Origin of the sequence: Enterobacter sp. 22452, from assembly GCF_052045065.1 — a bacterium.
GTDB classification, from domain to species: domain Bacteria; phylum Pseudomonadota; class Gammaproteobacteria; order Enterobacterales; family Enterobacteriaceae; genus Enterobacter; species Enterobacter mori.
This window is the reverse complement of the sequence record NZ_JBQEOB010000010.1, coordinates 15,551-36,213: the sequence shown is the minus strand read 5'-3', so window position 1 is coordinate 36,213 and position 20,663 is coordinate 15,551. Positions and strand designations below refer to the sequence as shown.

At 57.6% G+C, this 20,663-nt stretch carries 20 protein-coding genes; 12 read left to right on the top strand and 8 right to left on the bottom strand.

The window, feature by feature from the left end:
• Positions 1-130: 130 nt before the first annotated feature.
• Together nirD and nirB are read right to left on the bottom strand one after the other, a co-directional pair.
• Entirely contained in the window at positions 131-457 is a 327-nt protein-coding gene (gene nirD, locus ACTJJA_RS21265; protein ID WP_042717791.1) for a nitrite reductase small subunit NirD, read from the bottom strand.
• Entirely contained in the window at positions 454-2,997 is a 2,544-nt protein-coding gene (nirB, locus tag ACTJJA_RS21260; protein WP_440669154.1) for a nitrite reductase large subunit NirB, read from the bottom strand. Before nirB ends, nirD begins: the two co-directional genes overlap by 4 nt.
• 239 nt (positions 2,998-3,236) lie before the next feature.
• Between nirB and ACTJJA_RS21255 the strand changes: the two genes are divergently transcribed.
• Positions 3,237-4,553, top strand: a complete 1,317-nt coding sequence (locus ACTJJA_RS21255) for a cytosine deaminase (RefSeq protein WP_174340030.1) — start codon at positions 3,237-3,239, stop codon at positions 4,551-4,553.
• 3 nt (positions 4,554-4,556) lie between these two features.
• Here the strand turns inward: ACTJJA_RS21255 and tsgA are convergent, their stop codons facing one another.
• Positions 4,557-5,741 (bottom strand): MFS transporter TsgA, encoded by a 1,185-nt coding sequence (gene tsgA / locus ACTJJA_RS21250; protein ID WP_440669153.1) that lies wholly within the window; start codon positions 5,739-5,741, stop codon positions 4,557-4,559.
• Between the two features lie 278 nt (positions 5,742-6,019).
• On the opposite strand from tsgA, the gene ppiA reads away from it, so the two are divergent.
• The 4 genes from ppiA to argD all read left to right on the top strand — a co-directional run bounded on the left by ppiA (position 6,020) and on the right by argD (position 9,185).
• Positions 6,020-6,592: a peptidylprolyl isomerase A gene (gene ppiA, locus ACTJJA_RS21245; RefSeq protein ID WP_010436347.1), complete on the top strand. Its 573-nt coding sequence runs from the start codon at positions 6,020-6,022 to the stop codon at positions 6,590-6,592.
• 106 nt (positions 6,593-6,698) lie between these two features.
• Complete coding sequence (locus ACTJJA_RS21240; RefSeq protein WP_440669152.1) at positions 6,699-7,283, top strand: putative adenosine monophosphate-protein transferase Fic; 585 nt, start codon at positions 6,699-6,701, stop codon at positions 7,281-7,283.
• A gap of 30 nt (positions 7,284-7,313) precedes the next feature.
• Positions 7,314-7,877: an aminodeoxychorismate synthase component 2 gene (pabA, locus tag ACTJJA_RS21235; protein WP_089598576.1), complete on the top strand. Its 564-nt coding sequence runs from the start codon at positions 7,314-7,316 to the stop codon at positions 7,875-7,877.
• An 87-nt stretch (positions 7,878-7,964) separates the two neighbouring features.
• Positions 7,965-9,185, top strand: a complete 1,221-nt coding sequence (gene argD, locus ACTJJA_RS21230; protein WP_172701514.1) for a bifunctional acetylornithine/succinyldiaminopimelate transaminase — start codon at positions 7,965-7,967, stop codon at positions 9,183-9,185.
• Here argD and ACTJJA_RS21225 read toward each other — a convergent pair.
• Together ACTJJA_RS21225 and crp are read right to left on the bottom strand one after the other, a co-directional pair.
• Complete coding sequence (locus ACTJJA_RS21225; protein ID WP_440669182.1) at positions 9,182-11,269, bottom strand: YccS/YhfK family putative transporter; 2,088 nt, start codon at positions 11,267-11,269, stop codon at positions 9,182-9,184. The genes argD and ACTJJA_RS21225 overlap by 4 nt on opposite strands.
• A 57-nt stretch (positions 11,270-11,326) precedes the next feature.
• The gene (gene crp / locus ACTJJA_RS21220; protein ID WP_000242758.1) at positions 11,327-11,959 is read right to left on the bottom strand and encodes a cAMP-activated global transcriptional regulator CRP; all 633 of its coding nucleotides are present in this window, start codon (positions 11,957-11,959) and stop codon (positions 11,327-11,329) included.
• Between the two features lie 311 nt (positions 11,960-12,270).
• Between crp and ACTJJA_RS21215 the strand changes: the two genes are divergently transcribed.
• Positions 12,271-12,675 (top strand): OsmC family protein, encoded by a 405-nt coding sequence (locus ACTJJA_RS21215; protein WP_010436331.1) that lies wholly within the window; start codon positions 12,271-12,273, stop codon positions 12,673-12,675.
• 86 nt (positions 12,676-12,761) lie between these two features.
• Here the strand turns inward: ACTJJA_RS21215 and ACTJJA_RS21210 are convergent, their stop codons facing one another.
• From ACTJJA_RS21210 to ACTJJA_RS21200, 3 genes are read right to left on the bottom strand one after another with little or no spacing between them, the layout of a single operon-like run.
• Positions 12,762-13,631 carry a phosphoribulokinase gene (locus tag ACTJJA_RS21210; RefSeq protein WP_010436329.1) on the bottom strand — a complete coding sequence of 290 codons (870 nt, stop codon included), beginning with the start codon at positions 13,629-13,631 and terminating at the stop codon, positions 12,762-12,764.
• A gap of 30 nt (positions 13,632-13,661) precedes the next feature.
• Positions 13,662-13,880 (bottom strand): YheU family protein, encoded by a 219-nt coding sequence (locus ACTJJA_RS21205; RefSeq protein WP_010436326.1) that lies wholly within the window; start codon positions 13,878-13,880, stop codon positions 13,662-13,664.
• Entirely contained in the window at positions 13,877-14,899 is a 1,023-nt protein-coding gene (locus ACTJJA_RS21200) for a hydrolase (RefSeq protein WP_440669151.1), read from the bottom strand. Before ACTJJA_RS21200 ends, ACTJJA_RS21205 begins: the two co-directional genes overlap by 4 nt.
• A 228-nt stretch (positions 14,900-15,127) precedes the next feature.
• Between ACTJJA_RS21200 and mdcA the strand changes: the two genes are divergently transcribed.
• From mdcA to ACTJJA_RS21170, 6 genes are all read left to right on the top strand, one after another.
• Complete coding sequence (mdcA, locus tag ACTJJA_RS21195) at positions 15,128-16,783, top strand: malonate decarboxylase subunit alpha (RefSeq protein WP_010436323.1); 1,656 nt, start codon at positions 15,128-15,130, stop codon at positions 16,781-16,783.
• A complete protein-coding gene (locus tag ACTJJA_RS21190) occupies positions 16,783-17,640 on the top strand; it encodes a triphosphoribosyl-dephospho-CoA synthase (RefSeq protein ID WP_440669150.1) in 858 nt (285 codons plus the stop codon). Before mdcA ends, ACTJJA_RS21190 begins: the two co-directional genes overlap by 1 nt.
• A 9-nt stretch (positions 17,641-17,649) precedes the next feature.
• Positions 17,650-17,949, top strand: a complete 300-nt coding sequence (mdcC, locus tag ACTJJA_RS21185; RefSeq protein WP_440669149.1) for a malonate decarboxylase acyl carrier protein — start codon at positions 17,650-17,652, stop codon at positions 17,947-17,949.
• Positions 17,942-18,775: a biotin-independent malonate decarboxylase subunit beta gene (locus tag ACTJJA_RS21180; protein WP_320744038.1), complete on the top strand. Its 834-nt coding sequence runs from the start codon at positions 17,942-17,944 to the stop codon at positions 18,773-18,775. Before mdcC ends, ACTJJA_RS21180 begins: the two co-directional genes overlap by 8 nt.
• Complete coding sequence (gene mdcE, locus ACTJJA_RS21175) at positions 18,775-19,575, top strand: biotin-independent malonate decarboxylase subunit gamma (protein WP_237848178.1); 801 nt, start codon at positions 18,775-18,777, stop codon at positions 19,573-19,575. Before ACTJJA_RS21180 ends, mdcE begins: the two co-directional genes overlap by 1 nt.
• 127 nt (positions 19,576-19,702) lie before the next feature.
• Positions 19,703-20,662, top strand: coding sequence for an AEC family transporter (locus tag ACTJJA_RS21170; protein WP_024907941.1), 960 nt, complete (start codon positions 19,703-19,705; stop codon positions 20,660-20,662).
• Position 20,663: the final 1 nt, after the last annotated feature.

Genomic DNA, 20,663 nt, shown 5'->3' with positions numbered 1-20,663 from the left:
TACCTCGCAGCATTCATGGAGGGGGTAATGATTGACGTCAGGATAACAGCAGGAATCGTACAGAACATACGGTTTTTCCTGCCGTTACCCATAAGGGGTCATAAGCTTTTCGTATTGAAAAGGCGGGGGATTAGCCTTTCAGCTGCACCTTGCCGTCCTTCACGCGGGCGTCGTAGTGTTTCACGGAGACACTTTCATCTTCCATGCAGCGTCCGTCAGTTAAGCTGAAGCGCTGCTTTTTCAGCGGGCTGGCAACCCACAGTTCACCCTGATGCTCGGCAATCAATCCACGGGAGAGCACGCTGGCCTCGAAGAACGGGTCAATATTGCTGATGGCATAAACCTGTTCATCGTGGCGAGGGCGGAAAATCGCGACCTGCTCGCTGCCCAGCAGCGCACATACGCCGGTGGCGGGGATAATGTCGTTAATATCGCAAATGTTTATCCACTGGCTCATGCGTTTTCCTCCACCAGCGTCACTGGGATGCGTTCATACGGCGTTGCCGGGCGATGCTGTTCACGCTCTGGCACTACCTGCACGTTCGGGTCGCGCTGGGTGCTGTTGATAAAGTGTTTGAAGCGCGTCTGCGCCGCAGGCGTGTTCACGGTTTCAGTCCACTCGCAGATCACCGCCTCGCGCAGGCGAGCCATTTCGGCTTCCAGCTGTTCGTTCAGGCCCAGTTTGTCGTCGATGATGACGGACTTCAGGTAGTCGATGCCGCCTTCCAGATTATCCAGCCAGGAGGCGGTACGGGTCAGCTTATCGGCGGTGCGGATGTAGAACATCATGAAGCGGTCGAGATACTGAATCAGCGTGTCGCGGTCAAGATCCGCTGCCAGCAGGTCCGCGTGGCGTGGTTTCATCCCGCCGTTGCCGCAGACGTAAAGGTTCCAGCCTTTCTCGGTGGCGATGATCCCCACGTCTTTACCCTGTGCTTCCGCACATTCACGGGTACAGCCGGAGACGCCAAACTTCATTTTGTGCGGGGTGCGGATGCCTTTGTAGCGGTTCTCCAGCTCCACGCCGAAGCCCACGCTGTCGCCCACGCCGTAGCGGCACCAGGTGCTGCCCACGCAGGTTTTCGCCATACGCAGCGCTTTGGCATACGCGTGGCCGGTTTCAAAGCCCGCTTCAATCAGCTGACGCCAGATTTCCGGCAGGTCGTCCTTCTGCGCGCCAAACAGGCCGATACGCTGGGAGCCGGTGATTTTGGTGTACAGGTTAAATTCACGGGCGATACGGCCCACGGCCACCAGCCCTTCCGGCGTGATTTCGCCACCGGCGGAACGTGGGATGACGGAGTAGGTGCCGTCTTTCTGAATGTTCGCCAGGAAGTTGTCGTTGGTGTCCTGCAGCGGCGTGTGTTCCGGCTTGAGCACGTACTCGTTCCAGCAGGAGGCCAGCAGGGAGCCGACGGTCGGTTTACAGACTTCACAGCCATAGCCCTGGCCGTGTTTCGCCAGCAGTTCATCGAAGGACTTGATGCCTTCCACGCGGATCAGGTGGTACAGCTCCTGGCGAGAATACGCGAAGTGCTCGCACAGGTTGTTGTTCACTTCGATGCCCTGTTTCGCCAGCTCGGCGTTCAGCACCTGAGTGACCAGCGGAATACAGCCGCCGCAGCCGGTACCGGCTTTGGTTTCCGCTTTCAGCGCCGCCACGGTGTGGCAGCCTTTGTTGATGGCGGAGATCAGCATGCCTTTGGTGACGTCGAAGCAGGAGCAAATCTGCGCGCTGTCCGGCAGTTTATCCACGCCGATAGACGGCTTGCCGCTGGAGGCGTGCGCCGGGAGGATCAGCGCGTCCGGGTTCTCCGGCAGCTCGATGGCGTTCAGCACCAGCTGGAGCAGGTTGCCGAAGTCGCTGGTATCGCCCACCAGTACCGCACCGAGCAGGGTTTTGTTGTCCTGGCTGACGATGAGGCGTTTGTAGACTTCTTTGCTTTCGTCGAGGTAGACGTAGCTGCGGGAATTCGGGGTACGACCGTGCGCATCGCCAATACCGCCTACGTCCACACCCAGCAGCTTCAGCTTGGCGCTCATGTCTGCGCCGGTAAACGCGTTTTCGCTGCCGAGAATATGGTCAACGGCGACCTGCGCCATTTTGTAACCCGGCGCGACCAGACCGTAAACGCGGTTGTTCCAGCTGGCGCATTCGCCGATGGCGTAGATATCCGGATCGGAGGTTTGGCAGGCATCGTTAATCATGATCCCGCCGCGCTGCGCCACGGCAAGACCGCACTGGGTCGCCAGCTTGTCGCGCGGACGAATACCGGTGGAAAAGACGATAAAGTCCACTTCCAGCTCGCTGCCGTCGGCAAAGCGCATGGTTTTGCGCGCTTCTGTGCCTTCCTGCACGATCTCTTTGGTGTTCTTGCTGGTGTGAACCTTCACGCCCATGCTTTCGATTTTACGCTTAAGCTGGTCACCGCCCATGTGGTCCAGCTGTTCGGCCATCAGCATCGGGGCAAATTCGATGACGTGGGTTTCAACGCCGAGGTTTTTGAGCGCGCCAGCCGCTTCCAGACCCAGCAGGCCGCCGCCGACGACCGCGCCGCGTTTGCTTCGACGGGCGCAGGATTCGATGGCGTTGAGGTCTTCAATGGTACGATAAACGAAGCAATCCTGCGTTTCCGAGCCTTTGATAGGCGGGATCCACGGATAGGAGCCAGTCGCCATGATCAGCTTGTCGTAAAAAACCGTACGCCCGGCGCTGGAGTGGATCACTTTTTCCTGACGGTTGATGGTGATGGCGCGTTCGCCCACCAGCACTTTTACGCCATGCTTCTCGTAGAAACCTTCACGCACCAGAGAGAGCTCTTCGGCGGTATGATGGGAGAAGTAGGAAGACAAGTGCACACGGTCGTACGCCTTGCGGGGTTCTTCACAGAACACGGTAATGTCGAAACGGTCGGCGTCGGCTTTATCGAGAAGATCCTCAATAAAGCGGTGGCCGACCATGCCGTTACCGATGATAGCGAGTCTGACTTTGCTCATTTTTGCCTCGATTTCTTTTCTATTACTGCCTACCTTAACGATTCAGCAGGGGCACTTATTGATGCAAATCAAATACGCCTTCACCTACCCACAAGGTGGTATATGACTGATTTGTCAGGATTTTTATAAGTTATGGAATTTGCTGGCTTTTCGTATTCGTTGATTTTGTGTACAAAATAGAGTGCGTTTTTTGAAAATGCGTACTCCTAAATATCAGCCGTGTTTTTCGGGAGAAAGGTATGTCTACAACACCGCTTTGGCTTGTCCAGAATGTTCGCTTACCGGGTCGGGAAGGGCTGTGGCAAATCGCCATCGAGAACGGTCGTTTTGGTGATATCACACCAATGGATGATACCCATGCCGAAAGTTACGAAATCCTGAATGCGCGCGGCGGGCTGGCGATCCCGCCGTTTATCGAGCCGCATATTCATCTCGATACCACCCAGACGGCGGGGGAGCCAAACTGGAACCAGTCCGGCACCCTGTTCGAAGGTATTGAGCGTTGGGCCGAGCGCAAGGCGCTGCTCAGCCATGAGGATGTGAAAGCGCGCGCCTGGAAAACGCTGAAGTGGCAAATCGCCAACGGCATCCAGTTTGTCCGCACCCATGTGGATGTCTCTGATCCGACGCTCACCGCCCTGAAGGCGATGCTGGAGGTGAAGCAGGAGGTCGCGCCGTGGGTGACGCTGCAAATCGTCGCGTTCCCGCAGGAGGGGATCCTCTCTTACCCGAACGGCGCGGCGCTGCTGGAAGAGGCGTTAAAGCTGGGGGCCGACGTGGTGGGGGCGATCCCGCACTTCGAGTTCACCCGCGAGTATGGCGTCCAGTCGCTGCATATCGCTTTTGATCTGGCGAAGAAATATGACCGCCCGCTGGATATTCACTGCGACGAAATTGACGACGAACAGTCGCGCTTTGTCGAGACGGTGGCGACGCTGGCATATGAAGCAGGCATCGGTCCGCGCGTGACGGCCAGCCATACTACCGCCATGCACTCCTACAACGGCGCATACACCTCGCGATTGTTCCGCCTGCTGAAAATGTCAGGGATTAACTTCGTCGCTAACCCGCTGGTGAATATCCACCTGCAGGGGCGCTTTGATGACTACCCGAAACGCCGCGGCATCACGCGCGTGAAAGAGCTGCAGGACGCGGGCATTAACGTCTGCTTTGGTCACGATGATGTGTTTGACCCTTGGTATCCGCTCGGGACCGGCAATATGCTGCAGGTGCTGCATATGGGACTGCACGTCTGTCAGATGATGGGCTATCCGCAAATCGACAACGGCCTGAACCTGATCACCCATAACAGCGCCCGGACCTTTGGCCTGAGCGATTACGGTATTAAGACGGGGAACCCGGCAAACCTGATTATTCTGCCTGCGGAGAGCGGGTTTGAAGCGGTGCGCTGCCAGGTGCCGGTGCGCTGGTCGATTCGTCAGGGACGCGTGATTGCCACGACGCAGCTGGCGCAGACGTGGATCCAGATGGATGTCGGGGGAGAAGAGGTGAGCTTTGCCAGAAACAGCCCCTCTGCCGAGCGCAAAGGGGCGTAGACGTTAGTGAGACGCCGCTGCGACGTTGTGCTGGCGGTGGCGGGTCACGAAGCCCAGGATGAAGCACATGATGAACACCACGGCATACAGACCGTTCGCGGTGTGCAGCGCCGCCAGCGGACCGCTGTGGGCGACGATCGGGCCTGTGACCACGAAGGTCAGCATGGTGCCGATGGTGCCGCAGGTCAGGACGAAGTTAACCAGCTTCGGCGAGGCCACTTTGGTCTGCAGAGAGCCCAGGGTAATGATCGAGGTGTAGATCGCGCTGGAGAAGAAGCCCAGGGTCAGAATGAACCACGGCATATGTTCCGGCGAACCATTGATGAACAGATACATCAGCACGGTTGCCAGGCCCGCCAGCACGGTCAGAATACGCTGCAGGTCGAAGAAGCGCAGGATGAAGCTAAACGCCCACATGCCGAACATGTATGACATCCAGAAATCACTCACCAGCTTACCCGCGTCGTTCAGGCTCATGCCCAGCCCTTTCGCGTATTCCGGTACCCAGGAGATAAAGCCCAGCTGGCCCAGGATGTAGCACAGGGCGGCAACGGAGAGGAACAGCACGCCAATGCCCCATTTCTCTTTCGCGACGGGTTCTGCGGTAGTCTGTGCTTTCTTGCCCAGCACGGGGAAGTCGCAGCCGAAGGTCAGGATAAAGATCGCCACGTAGACCAGACCGATGCAGGCATAAACCCAGTACCACTCGATGCTGCGCGCCAGCAGAACGGCAGCCACCATCGGGAAGATCATACCGGCCATGCTGAAGAAGGAGTCGGTAAACAGCAGGCGCGCGCCGCGCTGGCGGCCTTCATACATATGGGTAATCAGGAACGTACCGATCGACATGGTGATCCCGCTGACCAGACCGAGTACGAACATGGCGGCGGAGAACAGGGCGATGCTGTGGCTCAGCATCAGGCCCGCCACGGCGGCGACCATCAGCACAAAGCCGAAACGCAGCTGGGTTTTCAGTGGCACAATTTCCATCAGCCAGGCATTCAGGAAGATAGAGATCAGGATCCCCGCGTTCAGGAAGGTAAAGGTGTTACTCATGCTGGAAACGGGCAGCTGGAAGTAGTCTGCGATATTTCCCATCACCATCCCGGTGACGATCACCAACGCGCCGGTCAGGGCGTAGGAGAAGAAGCTGATCCATGTGAGCTTGATGCGATTGCTGTTAGTCATGTCTGGCCTGTTCAGAAAAAGAAAAGCGCCGGGAAGGCGCTGAGAGCGGGCAGATTTTAGACTCGAAAGTGATCTAATTAAATCTTTTCAGAAAATATTGATCACATTTGCATGCTTTTGTGTGATGCAGATCACGTAAAATAGCGCCATTACCAATCGTTTGCGCGGTAACAACTGTTTCAATTTCGTAAAATTAGGTAAAAGGCTGGTCTCCGTTCATACTGCTCTTTAGAATCAAGCCATTCGCTTTTTATACTGCGCTTTGTTAAGGAATTCTCATGCTCAAATCAACACTGGCGGCTGTTGCAGCTGTGTTTGCTCTTTCTGCCGTTTCCCCTGCTGCGCTGGCAGCCAAGGGTGACCCTCACGTCCTGTTGACCACCTCTGCCGGGAATATTGAGCTGGAACTGAACAGCCAGAAAGCCCCTGTTTCTGTGAAAAACTTCCTCGACTACGTGAACAGTGGGTTCTACAACAACACTACTTTCCACCGCGTGATCCCGGGCTTTATGGTGCAGGGCGGCGGTTTCAACGAGCAGATGCAGCAGAAGCAGCCAAACCCGCCGATTAAAAACGAAGCGGACAATGGCCTGCTGAACAAGCGCGGCACTATCTCCATGGCGCGTACCGCCGATAAAGACAGCGCGACCAGCCAGTTCTTCCTCAACGTGGCGGATAACGCCTTCCTTGACCACGGCCAGCGTGACTTTGGCTATGCCGTCTTCGGTAAAATCGTGAAAGGGATGGACGTGGCCGACAAGATTTCTCAGGTGCCTACTCACGACGTCGGCCCGTATCAGAATGTCCCGTCAAAACCGATCGTTATCCTGTCCGCAAAAGTTCTGCCGTAACTCTTCTGAACGCGGGTTTCATCTGCCCGCGTTATGTAGCCCTCCCTGCGAAAGCGCGTTTTGCTGCTTATACTTGTGGCAAACGGACTATTCAGGGAGGCGTTAAGTGAAAAAACTCACCGACAAGCAAAAATCCCGTCTCTGGGAACAGCAGCGTAGCGTCAATTTGCAGGCCAGTTGTCTCCTTGAAAAAGGTCATGGTCCTTCAGCGCCCCACATCGAAACGCTGGAGCTTGGGCCATCCGCGCCCGGGTTGCCCCATCTGTGCCTGATTCACCGCCATCTGTATCACAGTGAGATGAAGCGGGCAGGCGAATTCCGTACCGACGATATTTTTAAGGGCGACATTCCCTTCTGCCATTTCGAGTACATCGAGAAGATGGGCAACGAGCTGATGGCGGCGCTTGAAAGCGAAAAGTATCTTGTGGGTCTTGAGAAGGCGGCTTTTGTTGACAAAGTTAGCCATTACTACTGTGAAATCAATATGCTGCATCCTTTTATGCGCGGCAACGGCATTGCCCAACGCGTCTTCTTCGAGCAGCTGGCGATCCACGCGGGTTACGCGCTGGACTGGCGGGATATCGATCCCGAGCAGTGGGTGGCGGCTAACCGAAGCGGCGCAATGGGCGATTTGACCGCGCTGAGCGCTATCTTTGCCAAAGTAGTGAGCGAAGCACGGGAATCTGAGTAGAATAGGGCGGCATTTTTTTCGGGAGCCGCCATGATTCTGCTGATTGATAACTACGATTCCTTCACCTGGAACCTTTACCAGTATTTTTGTGAACTGGGTGCAGAGGTGGTTGTCCGCCGTAATGATGACCTCACCCTGGCCGATATCGACACGCTGGCCCCGCAGAAAATCGTGATTTCACCGGGGCCGTGTACGCCCTCGGAATCGGGCATTTCTCTGGATGTTATCCGCCACTATGCAGGCAAACTGCCTATTCTGGGCGTCTGCCTGGGCCATCAGGCTATTGCCCAGGCGTTTGGTGCCACCATCGTGCGCGCGGCGAAAGTGATGCACGGGAAAACCTCTCCGGTCACCCACACCGGCACGGGCGTATTCGCAGGGTTAAATAATCCGTTAACCGTGACGCGCTACCATTCTCTGGTCATTGACCCGCCGACGCTACCCGCCTGCTTTGAGGTCACCGCCTGGAGCGAGACGCAGGAGATCATGGGGATCCGTCACCGCGAGTGGGATCTCGAAGGCGTGCAATTCCATCCGGAAAGCATCCTCAGCGAGCAGGGACACGCGCTGCTGGCAAATTTCCTCAATCGCTGAATATCTGTTGCCTTGCTGTGATTTTTTATGCATATTTTGTGATTATATTTTCACAATCACTGTGACATAAAAATGGATGGTCATGACATGGCAACTGAACAACCAGCAATTACCCGTGCAACATTTGATGAAGTGATCCTGCCGATTTATGCACCGGCTGAGTTTATCCCTGTGAAGGGGAAAGGCAGCCGCGTCTGGGATCAGCAGGGTAAAGAGTATGTTGATTTCGCGGGCGGGATTGCGGTGACGGCGCTGGGCCATTGCCATCCCGCGCTGGTGGAGGCGCTGAAAACTCAGGGCGAAACCCTGTGGCACACCAGCAACGTGTTCACCAACGAACCGGCGCTTCGTCTGGGGCGTAAGATCATCGATGCCACCTTCGCGGAACGCGTGCTGTTTATGAACTCCGGCACCGAAGCCAACGAAACCGCCTTTAAGCTGGCGCGCTACTACGCCACCACGCGCCACAGCCCGTACAAAACCAAAATCATCGCCTTTCATAATGCCTTCCACGGACGCTCCTTCTTTACCGTCTCCGTTGGCGGCCAGCCGAAGTATTCCGACGGCTTCGGCCCGAAACCGGCAGATATTGTCCACGTGCCGTTTAACGATCTGCATGCCGTGAAAGCGGTAATGGACGACCACACCTGCGCGGTGGTGGTCGAGCCTATTCAGGGCGAAGGCGGCGTGACCGCAGCGACGCCGGAATTCCTGAAAGGGCTGCGCGAACTGTGTGACGAGCATCAGGCGCTACTGGTCTTTGATGAAGTGCAGTGCGGCATGGGGCGCACCGGGGATCTGTTTGCCTACATGCACTATGGCGTGACGCCGGACATCCTGACCAGCGCCAAAGCGCTCGGCGGCGGTTTCCCGGTGAGTGCGGTACTGACGACGCAGGAGATTGCCTCTGCGTTCCACGTCGGCTCTCACGGCTCTACCTACGGCGGCAACCCGCTGGCGAGCGCCGTGGCGGGTGCCGCGTTTGATATTATCAATACGCCTGAGGTGCTGAACGGCGTTAGCGCGAAGCGCGAGTTGTTCGTGAAGCATCTCCAGCAGATTAACGATGAATATGATGTTTTCAGCGAGATCCGCGGCATGGGGCTGCTTATTGGCGCCGAGCTGAAGCCGCAGTTCAAAGGCCGCGCGCGTGATTTCCTGCACGCCGCCGCGCACGAAGGGGTGATGGTGCTCAATGCCGGACCTGACGTGATGCGCTTTGCGCCGTCGCTGGTGGTGGAAGATAAAGATATTGAGGACGGGTTAACCCGCTTTGCCGCGGCGGTCGCGAAGATCGTTAAAGGCTAATACTCGGTTCGCTTTAACCGTCGCGTTAACCAAATCCCGTGATGCGGGCGCTGACGCCATGCCACCGATGAAATGGTGTGCATGGTGTTCAAATGCCCCAGAACGCGCTGCAGATGCTGCTCAAGGGTGCTCATCGGCCCGTGGGTCAGCGTTTCAGGCGCTTCCAGAATATTCGAATCTCCCGATTCACCCGGCGAGTCATACTCCAGACGCTGCTGACACCTCTGCAACGCAATTTCACACGACTGCAAATAGCGCTGCGCCAGATCCGGCGTCAGCATCGTGTGCTCGCGCGCCAGCGTGGTCATGGCGTTAATGTGCTCGACGATAAACTGGCTGTGTGTCACCCACAGCTTCATGTCTGCAAGATAGTGTGAATTAAACCCCGGCTCCTGCATCGCCTGATTGAGCGAGTTGAACAGGGCGTTGTGCGCCTGGTTGACCTTCATCCGCTGATAAGCCAGCGGGGAGGGCTGCGGGTCGTCGCTAAGGATCAGGCGAATGGCCTGCTGGTCGGCTTCCAGCGCGTCATGGGCGTTCTGCCTGAGCAATCCGCTCTGCCACTGCGGCCACAGCCAGACCATACCGCCGAAGGCAATCAGGCAGCCAATCAGTGTATCGACCAGACGAGCCACGATAAACTGCTCGCCGTTGAGCGTGAGCAGCTGCAGGGTGTACACCGCCGTGACCGTAAAGCCCACCATCGCCCAGCCGTAATTTTTACGGATGATCAGATAGCTCACCATGGTGATCGCCAGCATCCCGACCAGCGTATAGCCTTCCGGCACGTGGAAGTGAAGCGTCACGCCCGCAATAATCAGCCCGGCTAGCGTTCCGCCAGCCCGGTGGAAGATACGCACTCGCGTGGCCCCGTAGCCGTTCTGCGTGACAAACAGCACGGTCATTAAGATCCAGTAGGGTTTAGGCAGGTGCAGCGCCATGCCCATCAGGCTGGCAATGCTCAGCATCACGCTTATCCGCGCCGCGTTGCGCAGGGCGGCGGATTTCAGTGACAGATAGCTTTTGAGCGCAGGCAGCAGCGGCAGACGTTTCTGCTTATCCGCCATCAGGTCGCGGGGATAAAGCGGGCGCTGCGTACGCAACACGCGGGCGATACGGCTGAAGTGCCAGGCGGCAAACTGGCCTACCGGGTTATCCGGATGCTGACGGGCGATTTTCTCCAGCGCGCCGAGCTGTTTATCCATGTTAAAACGCGTGGGGTAGCGGTGATAGAGAATATCGTCAGCCAGTACCTTAAGCCGCGCGGCGACGGTCTGGGCGTTCCAGCGGATCACCGCTTCTGCATGGCTACGCTCTACCAGCTTTTGTACTTCCTGCGGGTGGTGAAGGCTAACGGAGATATGCTCCTGCAGGTCCAGCCCGACCTGGAAGGTGCGCAGCAGCCGTTTGTATTCGTGGTTCTTGTTGGCGGCAAGCATGTGCAGTTGCTGGTAGCACTGGCTAATCAGGTCGACAACCTTTTGCTGGCGCGTCAGCAGCGGCGGCAGGGATTTCTCCGGGTCGGTATGCTGGGTGAGCAGGGTGTATTTGGCTTCACAGTAATCCGCAAGCTGCACATAGAGCAGGCTCAGGGATTCACGCAGCGGCTGTTCCCGCCAGAGCCAAAACCAGAACCAGTTAAACACCCCGTACCAGAGCGTGCCAAGGGCGTAGATCAGCAGCGGCTCCCATACCGGCATATTCCCGGCGAGGCTCAGGGTGAAGATAGCCGCAATCAACGAGGCGGGCAGCAGGCGCGCGTGCAGCGAACTGATTTCCGCCGTCACGCCAAGCGTCATCGCCAGCACGGTCAGGATCAGGGGCAGCGGGATATCACGGGCAAGCAGGAGCTGTACGGCGAGACTACAGCCAGCAAACAGACAGCCACCGATAATCAGGCGTTTGAAAAAGCGCTTATGCGGCGTGTCCAGACCGGCAATGTTGCAGCAGGCGGGCACGAGGGAAAACAGCAGACCTTGCTGGAGGTGTCCGAGGATCAGGCCCACGGCCACAGGAAGGCACAACACCAGCGTTTGTCGCAGTGCGTAGTTAACTTCCGGGTGATAGATCAGCCTGCGCCACATGGGGAGTAGAGACAAAAACGGCGTGACACCTTGCGATGCCACGCCGTTTAAGCGGAATTAACGCGTTCCGTAAACCACGATGGTTTTACCGTGGGCGGAGATCAGGTTCTGGTCTTCCAGCATTTTCAGGATACGGCCTACTGTTTCACGGGAGCAACCGACGATCTGACCAATTTCCTGGCGGGTAATTTTAATTTGCATGCCGTCAGGGTGGGTCATGGCGTCTGGCTGTTTCGCCAGGTTCAGCAGGGTCTGCGCGATACGGCCGGTCACGTCCAGGAAGGCGAGGTTACCCACTTTCTCAGACGTCACCTGCAGACGGCGCGCCATCTGGGAAGAAAGACGCATCAGGATGTCAGGATTAACCTGAATCAGCTGACGGAACTTCTTGTAAGAAATTTCAGCCACTTCACATGCTGTCTTTGCACGAACCCAGGCGCTACGTTCCTGGCCCTCTTCAAACAGGCCCAGTTCACCGATGAAATCGCCCTGGTTCAGATAAGAAAGGATCATCTCTTTCCCTTCTTCATCTTTGATCAGCACTGCCACCGAGCCTTTAACGATGTAATACAACGTTTCCGCTTTTTCACCCTGGTGAATCAGCGTGCTCTTCGATGGGTACTTATGAATGTGGCAATGAGACAAGAACCATTCGAGAGTCGGGTCTGTTTGCGGTTTGCCAAGCACCATGCGCTGTTATCCTCTGTTATAAGCTGTCACCAGAGTCATAAGATGCATCCGGACTCTGGGGTTGCAATCGAATTCTTACCCATACCCTGGGAAGTCGGCTGTCGTAACGTTTCGCAGCCAGTAAAGTTTGATGTCCTCTGCATACATGTGTAACGTCAATGTATTACTGTAGCATCCAGAGTGTTTTAGCATAGCTTTTGCCGCGTGTCTCCTGGTGTCTCGCTTCAGCATGATGCAGGTCGCCTTCCGTTGCGAGAAATGTAATGCACGCGTAATCTGTCACCAAAAATGCAACGTTGGAGTTAATGAATATGCAAGCGCGTGTCAAATGGGTTGAAGGTTTAACGTTCCTGGGCGAATCCGCTTCTGGACATCAGATTTTGATGGACGGTAACTCCGGCGACAAAGCCCCAAGCCCGATGGAGATGGTGCTGATGGCGGCGGGCGGATGCAGTGCAATTGACGTGGTGTCGATTTTGCAAAAAGGTCGCCATGATGTGACCGATTGCGAAGTGAAGCTTACTTCCGAACGTCGCGAAGAGGCGCCACGCCTGTTCACGCACATTAATCTGCACTTTATCGTGACCGGTAAAGAACTGAAAGATGCCGCAGTATCACGCGCCGTAGACCTTTCTGCGGAGAAATACTGCTCTGTGGCGTTAATGCTGGAGAAAGCGGTAAAAATCACGCATTCGTATGAAGTGATCGAGGCTTAATCTTTTGGCGGGTGGCGCTTCGCTGACCCGCCCTACAAAAGCACGACCGTAGGCCCGGTAAGCGCAGCGCCACCGGGCAAAACAACTTACGCGATCTGCTTCCCTTCCATCAGTCGCTGGACCAGCGGCGTCATAATTAACTCCATCGCCAGCCCCATTTTTCCGCCCGGCACCACCAACGTATTCATGTGCGAAATAAACGAGCCCTGCAGCATCGCCAGCAGCCAGGGGTAATCAATGCCTTCGAGATTGCGGAAATGGATGACGACAAAGCTCTCATCCAGCGACGGGATCGTTTTGGCCGCAAACGGGTTGGAGGTATCTACCGTCGGCACGCGCTGGAAGTTGATGTGGGTGCGGGAGAACTGCGGCGTCAGGAAGTTGATGTAATCCTCCATGGAGCGCACGACGGAATCCATCACCGCTTCGCGAGAATGCCCACGCTCGCTCATGTCACGCGTCAGTTTCTGGATCCATTCAAGGTTAACAATCGGCACCACGCCGACCAGCAGATCCACGTGACGCGCGACGTCGTGTTGAGGCGTGACCACGCCGCCGTGTAGCCCTTCGTAAAACAGCACGTCGGTCGGCTCCGGCAGCGGCTGCCACGGGGTGAACGTCCCCGGCACCTGATTCCAGGGAACCGCTTCGTCGTAGGTGTGCAGGTATTTGCGGGACTGCCCGGTCCCGCTCTGCCCGTATTCGCGGAAGGTTTGTTCCAGCAGGCTGAAATCGTTGGCTTCCGGCCCGAAATAGCTGATGTGTTTGCCCAGATCGCGCGCCTTGCGGATGGCCATGTCCATTTCCGGGCGCGTATAGCGGTGAAAGCTATCGCCCTCCACTTCTGCCGCCCGGAGATTCAGCTGTGCGAAAATCTTGCGAAAGGCGAGGCTTGTGGTGGTGGTACCCGCACCACTTGAGCCCGTTACGGCAATAACCGGATGTCTGGCAGACATAGCAACTCCCTGACTGGAAAGGTTTACAGATCAGCCGTGAAACGCGTTGCGGTGCATGATATTGACCGTCTCATGCAGTTCGGACCACACCAGCACCACGTCGCCACTTTTCAGCTGGCGCTTAACATCGCTGACCTTTTGTTCGAGCGAACGTTCTTGTTCACCATAATCGGTGCCTTCACGTAATACAAAGCTTTCAATCAGATTATCGAGCGTTTCGGGAGCGAGATCCTGCCAGGGGATAATCATTTTTTACCGTCCAGAAAAGAGGTGAGCCAGTCAGGGATGCGGGTTTCCAGCCACATTTTCGGCCTGCGTAGCGTGCCGCCAACAAAGCCGACGTGCCCGCCGTACTCGGTGAGCTGATACTGCACGTTAGCCGGTAAATGCTCCGGTGCCGGAATGGAGTGATGATCCATAAACGGATCGTCTTTGGCGTGAATAATCAGCGTCGGCGTGGTGATTTGATTCAACAGCGGCATGGCGCTGCACTGACGGTAATAGTCAATCGCATCGGCAAAACCGTGGATCTTCGAGGTAATCAGATCGTCAAACTCGCGCAGACGCTTCACGCGCTTGAGCTGCTGCAGGCTAACCGGCAGGGTATCAGGGTAGGCTTTCAGCTTGCGCGCGGCGTTGGCCTTCAGCAGGTTGAGCAGGTAGCGCTGATAGACGCGAGAAAACCCTTTTTCCATATGGTAGCTGCACTGCTCCAGCATAAAGGGGGCGGAGACAATAACAGCGGCATCCAGCGGAACCGCATCACCCTCTTTCGCCAGCAGGCAGGCCAGCATATTGCCGCCCAGCGAATAGCCCACCGCCGCCGTTGGCATCGTGCCAAAATTTTCTCTCAGCCAGTGTAAGAACCAGGTGCCGTCTTCGGTTTCGCCGGAATGGTAAATGCGCTTCTGGCGATTCGGCTCGCCGCTGCAGCCGCGAAAATGCATCACCACAGCCAGCCAGCCGCGGGCTTTCGCCGCCTCGATTAAACCGTGGGCGTAGGGACTGTGCAGGCTGCCTTCCAGACCATGAAACACCACCAGGCGAGGTTTGTGTCGGGCCTGCTCCGGCGCTTCGCTCCAGGCGAGATCTAAAAAGTCGCCGTCCGGCAAATCCAGGCGCTGCCAGTGCGGGGTGAACTGCACCTTGCGGCGGATCAGGCGCGGCAGCATGGTTTGCAGGTGGGGGTTAGCCACGCCGCGCATGGGCACGAACTCTGCGCTCTCTTCGGCTGCAATGTCGAAGTCTGATGGAATGATTTGGGTCATAAGGGCGATGCTGATTCTTGTCAGAAATTTACTATACCTTCCGAATTGTACCCCGTTTAGCCTGGATTTCCGAACCATGAACTGATCCCGATCACAAATCTTTACCTTGATTATTACTCTCAGGCTAATGATTCAGCTCTACGCTTAATTGATGCCTTTCTCGCCAGAGCGCAGACTTTACTCAACGTTAAGCAAATCAGAATGATGTGCTGAATCAGGAGGTTAATAATGTTATCTGGGCAAACACCCACCCGGCAATGGAACACACGACGCAGCGAGAAAGCGCGTCGTCTGGCGTCCGTACCGGTGCAGGGCAAAGTACTGCCAACCGGCGATCTTGTCGCCATGCTGGAAAAACTGATCGCCCCGGGCGACAAAGTTGTGCTGGAAGGCAACAACCAGAAGCAGGCGGATTTCCTTTCCCGCTCGCTGGCTGAAGTGAACCCGCAAATCGTTCACGACCTGCATATGATCATGCCGAGCGTTGGCCGCAGCGAGCATCTCGATATCTTTGAAAAAGGCATCGCCCGCAAGCTGGATTTTTCCTTCTCCGGGACACAGAGCCTGCGTATCTCGCAGCTGCTGGAAGACGGTCAGCTCGAAATCGGTGCAATTCACACCTACATCGAACTCTACTCGCGCCTCTACGTCGACCTGTCCCCCAACGTGGCGCTGATTGCCGGTTTTAAAGCCGACCGCAAAGGCAATCTCTACACCGGGGCGAGTACCGAAGATACCCCGGCGCTGGTGGAAGCCGCCGCGTTCCACGACGGCATCGTCATCGCGCAGGTGAACGAGCTGGTGGACGACGAGTGCGATCTGCCGCGCGTCGATATTCCGGGCTCCTGGATCGACTACGTGGTCGTTGCGGACAAGCCGTTCTTTATTGAACCGCTGTTCACCCGCGACCCGCGCCTGATCAAACAGGAACATATCCTGATGGCGATGATGGCGATCAAAGGCATCTATGCGGAACACCAGGTGCAGTCCCTGAACCACGGTATCGGCTTTAACACCGCGGCGATTGAGCTGCTGCTGCCCACCTACGGCGAACAGCTCGGCCTGAAGGGCAAAATCTGTAAACACTGGACGCTGAACCCGCATCCGACGCTGATCCCCGCCATTGAAAGCGGCTGGGTGGAAAGCGTGCACTGCTTCGGCGGCGAGCTGGGGATGGAAGAGTACATCCGCGCCCGTCCTGATGTCTTCTTTACCGGTGCCGATGGCTCCATGCGTTCCAACCGCGCCTTCTGCCAGCTGGCAGGCCAGTACGCGGTGGATATGTTCATCGGCTCTACGCTGCAGGTTGACGGCTATGCCAACTCCTCAACCGTGACCCGCGGTCGTCTTTCCGGCTTCGGCGGTGCGCCAAATATGGGCCATGACCCGCACGGTCGTCGTCATGCGACCCCGGCCTGGCTGAACATGATCACCGAGCCGGATCCGATGCAGCGCGGTAAAAAGCTGGTCGTGCAGATGGTGGAAACCTTCCAGGCGGGCGTGAAGCCGACCTTCGTGGAAAAACTCGATGCCGTCGACGTGGCGAAAGCCTCCGGCATGCCGCTGGCTCCGGTGATGATTTACGGCGATGACGTGACGCACGTGCTGACGGAAGAGGGAATTGCCTACCTCTACCGGGCGAAAGATCTGGAAGAGCGTCGGGCCATGGTTGCCGCCGTCGCGGGGATCACCGATATCGGCCTGGGCGTTGACGCCAAACGCGTGGCGGAACTGCGCCAGAGCGGCAAAGTGGTGTATCCGGAAGATATGGGGATTCGCCGCACCGACGCCACCCGCTCTCTGCTGGCGGCAGGCAGCGTGTCAGACCTCGTGGAGTGGTCCGGCGGTCTGTATAACCCACCTGCGAAATTCCGGAGCTGGTAATGAAACTTCTGCCCCAGATTCAGGTTGAAGGCGGTGCCGAATGGCTGGCGCGAACCGCCACGCAGTGTCTGATTGACGAAGCACGTTTAAGCCCGAAACCCGGTCTGGTGGACAGTCGGGGGAACGGCGCGCACCACGATTTATCCCTTGCGCTGATGGAGCGCTCGGCGCACAGCCTGACCCCCACGTTTCAGGCGCTGGCGCAGCAGAGCTGGCAGCGTCCGGCGGACATTGCGCTTCGGCAAACCGTTGGTCGTCTTGGCCGCGAAGGCGAGCAGCAGATGATGGCAGCCACCGACGGGGTTAATACCCACCGTGGTGCGATCTGGGCGCTGGGATTGCTGGTGAGCGCGGTGGCGATGCTGGGCGGGGAGGCGACTGCGCAGGCCGTCGCGAATACCGCCGCTCAGCTGGCGAAACTCCCGGACGATGCGGCGCCGAAAGTGTTCAGCAAAGGGCTGCGCGCCACGCACCGCTACCGCGTGCCGGGCGCGCGTGAAGAGGCGCAGCAGGCGTTCCCGCACGTTATGCAGCGCGCGCTGCCGCAGCTTCGCCTCAGCCGTCTCAACGGCAGCAGCGAAACGCATGCGAGGCTCGACGCGCTGATGGCGATCATGACGTCACTCACCGACACCTGCGTGCTGTCGCGCGCCGGCATGGAGGGGCTGGACGCCATGCAGAACGGTGCTCGTGCGGTACTGAACGCCGGAGGATGCGCTACGCCCGAAGGCCAGCAGGCGCTGGTGAGCTTAGACCGCCAGATGCTCTCGCTCAACGCGTCACCGGGCGGCGCTGCCGACCTGCTTGCCGCCACGCTGTTTCTCGACCGCGTCGAAACGCCTTATTCAAAGCATTAAGAGGATGTTATGGAAAAAATTACATTGACCATGCCAGCCAGCCGCACGTTAAGCGGCAGGGCGCTGGCAGGCGTCGTCGGCTCCGGGGATATGGAGGTGTTGTTCGCCGCCGAACCGGGCCAGACCTTAACCATTGATATTACCACTTCAGTCGACAACAGCCGTGGTCGCTGGGAGGCGCTGTTCAACCGTCTGCACACCGTCAGCAGCCTGCCCGCAGGCAAACTGACCATCCACGACTTCGGCGCGACGCCGGGTGTGGCGCGCATTCGCATCGAACAGGTCTTTGAGGGGGTGAGCCATGCGTAACGACAGCAGCTTTATCGAACTAAAAGCGCGCCAGCGCGCGCAGGCGCTGCTGGATGACGGCAGCTACCGCGAACTGCTGGATCCGTTTGAGGGCATTATCTCCCCATGGCTTGGGCCACAGGGTATTGTGCCACAGGCCGACGACGGCATGGTGGTGGCGAAGGGCACCATCAACGGTCAGCCTGCGGTCGTCGTCGCGATTGAAGGCGCGTTCCAGGGCGGCAGCATGGGCGAAGTGTCCGGCGCCAAAATGGCGGCGGCGCTGGAGCTGGCGGCAGAAGATAACCGCAACGGCATTCCGACGCAGGCGGTGCTGTGCCTCGAAACCGGCGGCGTACGCCTGCAGGAAGCTAACCTCGGCCTGGCGGCGATTGCCGATATCCACGCCGCGATTGTTGACCTGCGCCGGTATACCCCGGTGGTCGGGATTGTTGCCGGGACCGTGGGCTGCTTCGGCGGCATGTCCATCGCCGCGGCGCTGTGCAGCTACCTGATCGTGACCCGTGAAGCGCGTCTCGGCCTCAACGGCCCGCAGGTTATCGAGCAGGAGGCGGGGATTGAAGAGTACGACTCCCGCGACCGTCCGTTTATCTGGAGCATGACCGGCGGTGAAGTGCGCTATCAAAGCGGTCTGGTGGATGCGCTGGTAGGCGACGGCGTAAACGCGGTGAAAGCGGCGATGAACGAGGCGATAGCGAAAGGCGTACCGGCGAAACATCGCACCGATAACTACGACGATTACCTGAACCGTCTGACGAATTTCGACACCCGCAAACAGGCCGATGCCGAACAAATTAACGCGCTTTTTGCCCGGGAGGTGAAATGATGACTAACTCAATGAGCCGTGGCGAACTCTGGCTGGACATTCTCGCCCCGAATGCAAAACGTGTGGAAGGGTTATGCCCGTCCGTGCAGGCGGCAGACGGCGAGCTTAATGGTGAAGCGGTGCGCTTTGTGGCCGTGGTGCCGGATGCCAACAACCACTTCCCGCGCGCCGCGAAAGGTGAAGTCGGTCTGCTGGAAGGCTGGACCCTGGCGAAAGTGGTCAGCGAAACCGTCGCGGCGGATGCCGATAAGGCCGTTAAGCGCCCGATTGTGGCGGTGATTGACGTCCCAAGCCAGGCCTATGGCCGTCGTGAAGAGGCGTTTGGTATTCATCAGGCGCTGGCGGGAGCCGCTGCCGCGTATGCTAACGCGCGTCTGGCCGGTCACCCGGTGATTGGGCTTATCGTCGGCAAGGCGATGTCCGGCGCATTCCTGGCGCACGGCTACCAGGCCAACCGCCTGATTGCCTTTAACGACAAAGGCGTGCTGATCCACGCGATGGGCAAAGAGTCTGCGGCGCGCATTACGCTGCGTACCGTGGAGGCCCTGGAAAAACTGGCGGCAACCATTCCGCCAATGGCGTATGACATCAGCAACTACGCCACGCTGGGGCTGCTTTCTAACCTGCTGGACATCAGCAACCCGGACGCCCCATCCGATAACGATCTGGCGCAGGTGAAAACCACCCTGCAACAGGCCATCAGTGACGCTCGTCAGGACACCACGCTGAAAAACCGTCTGGGTGCTGACAACCGCCGCAGCTCGGCGCTCGTACGCGAACGTATGCGAGCCAGCTGGTAAGTAAAAAAGAGACCTGCCAGAGATGCAAACCCCGTGGGCGCGCCTGCTGCGCCCGCGTGGGAGCCTGCATCCTGAAAAATAATAAACATCGCACCAGTGCTAAAACTTTTTTTACTACAGGTGATTTATGACTTACGTAATTGTTCATGCTCTTGCACCGATTTTCGTCATCATGCTGCTGGGATTCTGGGCCGGTAAGGCAAAGATGGTCGATAACAAAAACGTTTCCCTGCTTAATATCTTCGTGATGGATTTTGCACTGCCAGCCGCGCTGTTCAGCGCCACCGTGCAAACCCCGTGGACCGGCATCGTGGCGCAGTCGCCGCTGATCCTGGTGCTTACTCTGGCGATGTGGATCACCTATGCGGCCATCTACTTCCTTGCCACAAAAGTCTTTAAGAAATCCCCGCAGGACGCGGCGGTGCTGACGCTTACCGTTGCCCTGCCGAACTACGCGGCGCTCGGTCTGCCGATTCTGGGCAGCGTGCTGGGTGAAGGATCTTCCACGTCGCTTTCCGTTGCGGTCTCTATTGCCTGCGGTTCGGTGCTGATGACCCCGTTCTGTCTGCTGATCCTGGAGCGCGAGAAAGCGCGCGCCGAGGGGAATAATTCCGGCTCAACGCTCTCCATGCTGCCGGTGCTGATGTGGCGTTCCATTAAAAAACCGATCGTGATGGGCCCGCTGCTGGGCGTGATTCTCTCCGCCATCGGCATCAAAATGCCGGAACTGGTGCTTGCGGCGATTAAACCGCTGGGGCTGTCCGCCACCGCAGCGGCGCTGTTCCTGACCGGGGTGATCCTCTCTGCCCGCAAGCTGCAGATCAACACCATGGTGATTACCTCGACCATCGCCAAGCTGCTGATTCAGCCAGCGATTGCCTGGGGTATCGTGCTGATCTTCGGTCTGCACGGCTCGGTGGCGATTACCGCTATCCTGATGATTGCGCTTTCTGCGGGCTTCTTCGGCGTGGTGTTCGGTAACCGTTTTGGCGTGCAGTCGCCGGATGCTGAAGCCGTGCTGCTGTTAAGCTCCGTACTGTGTATCCTGTCGCTGCCGCTGTTTATCTCGCTGACTTCAGGAATGTAAT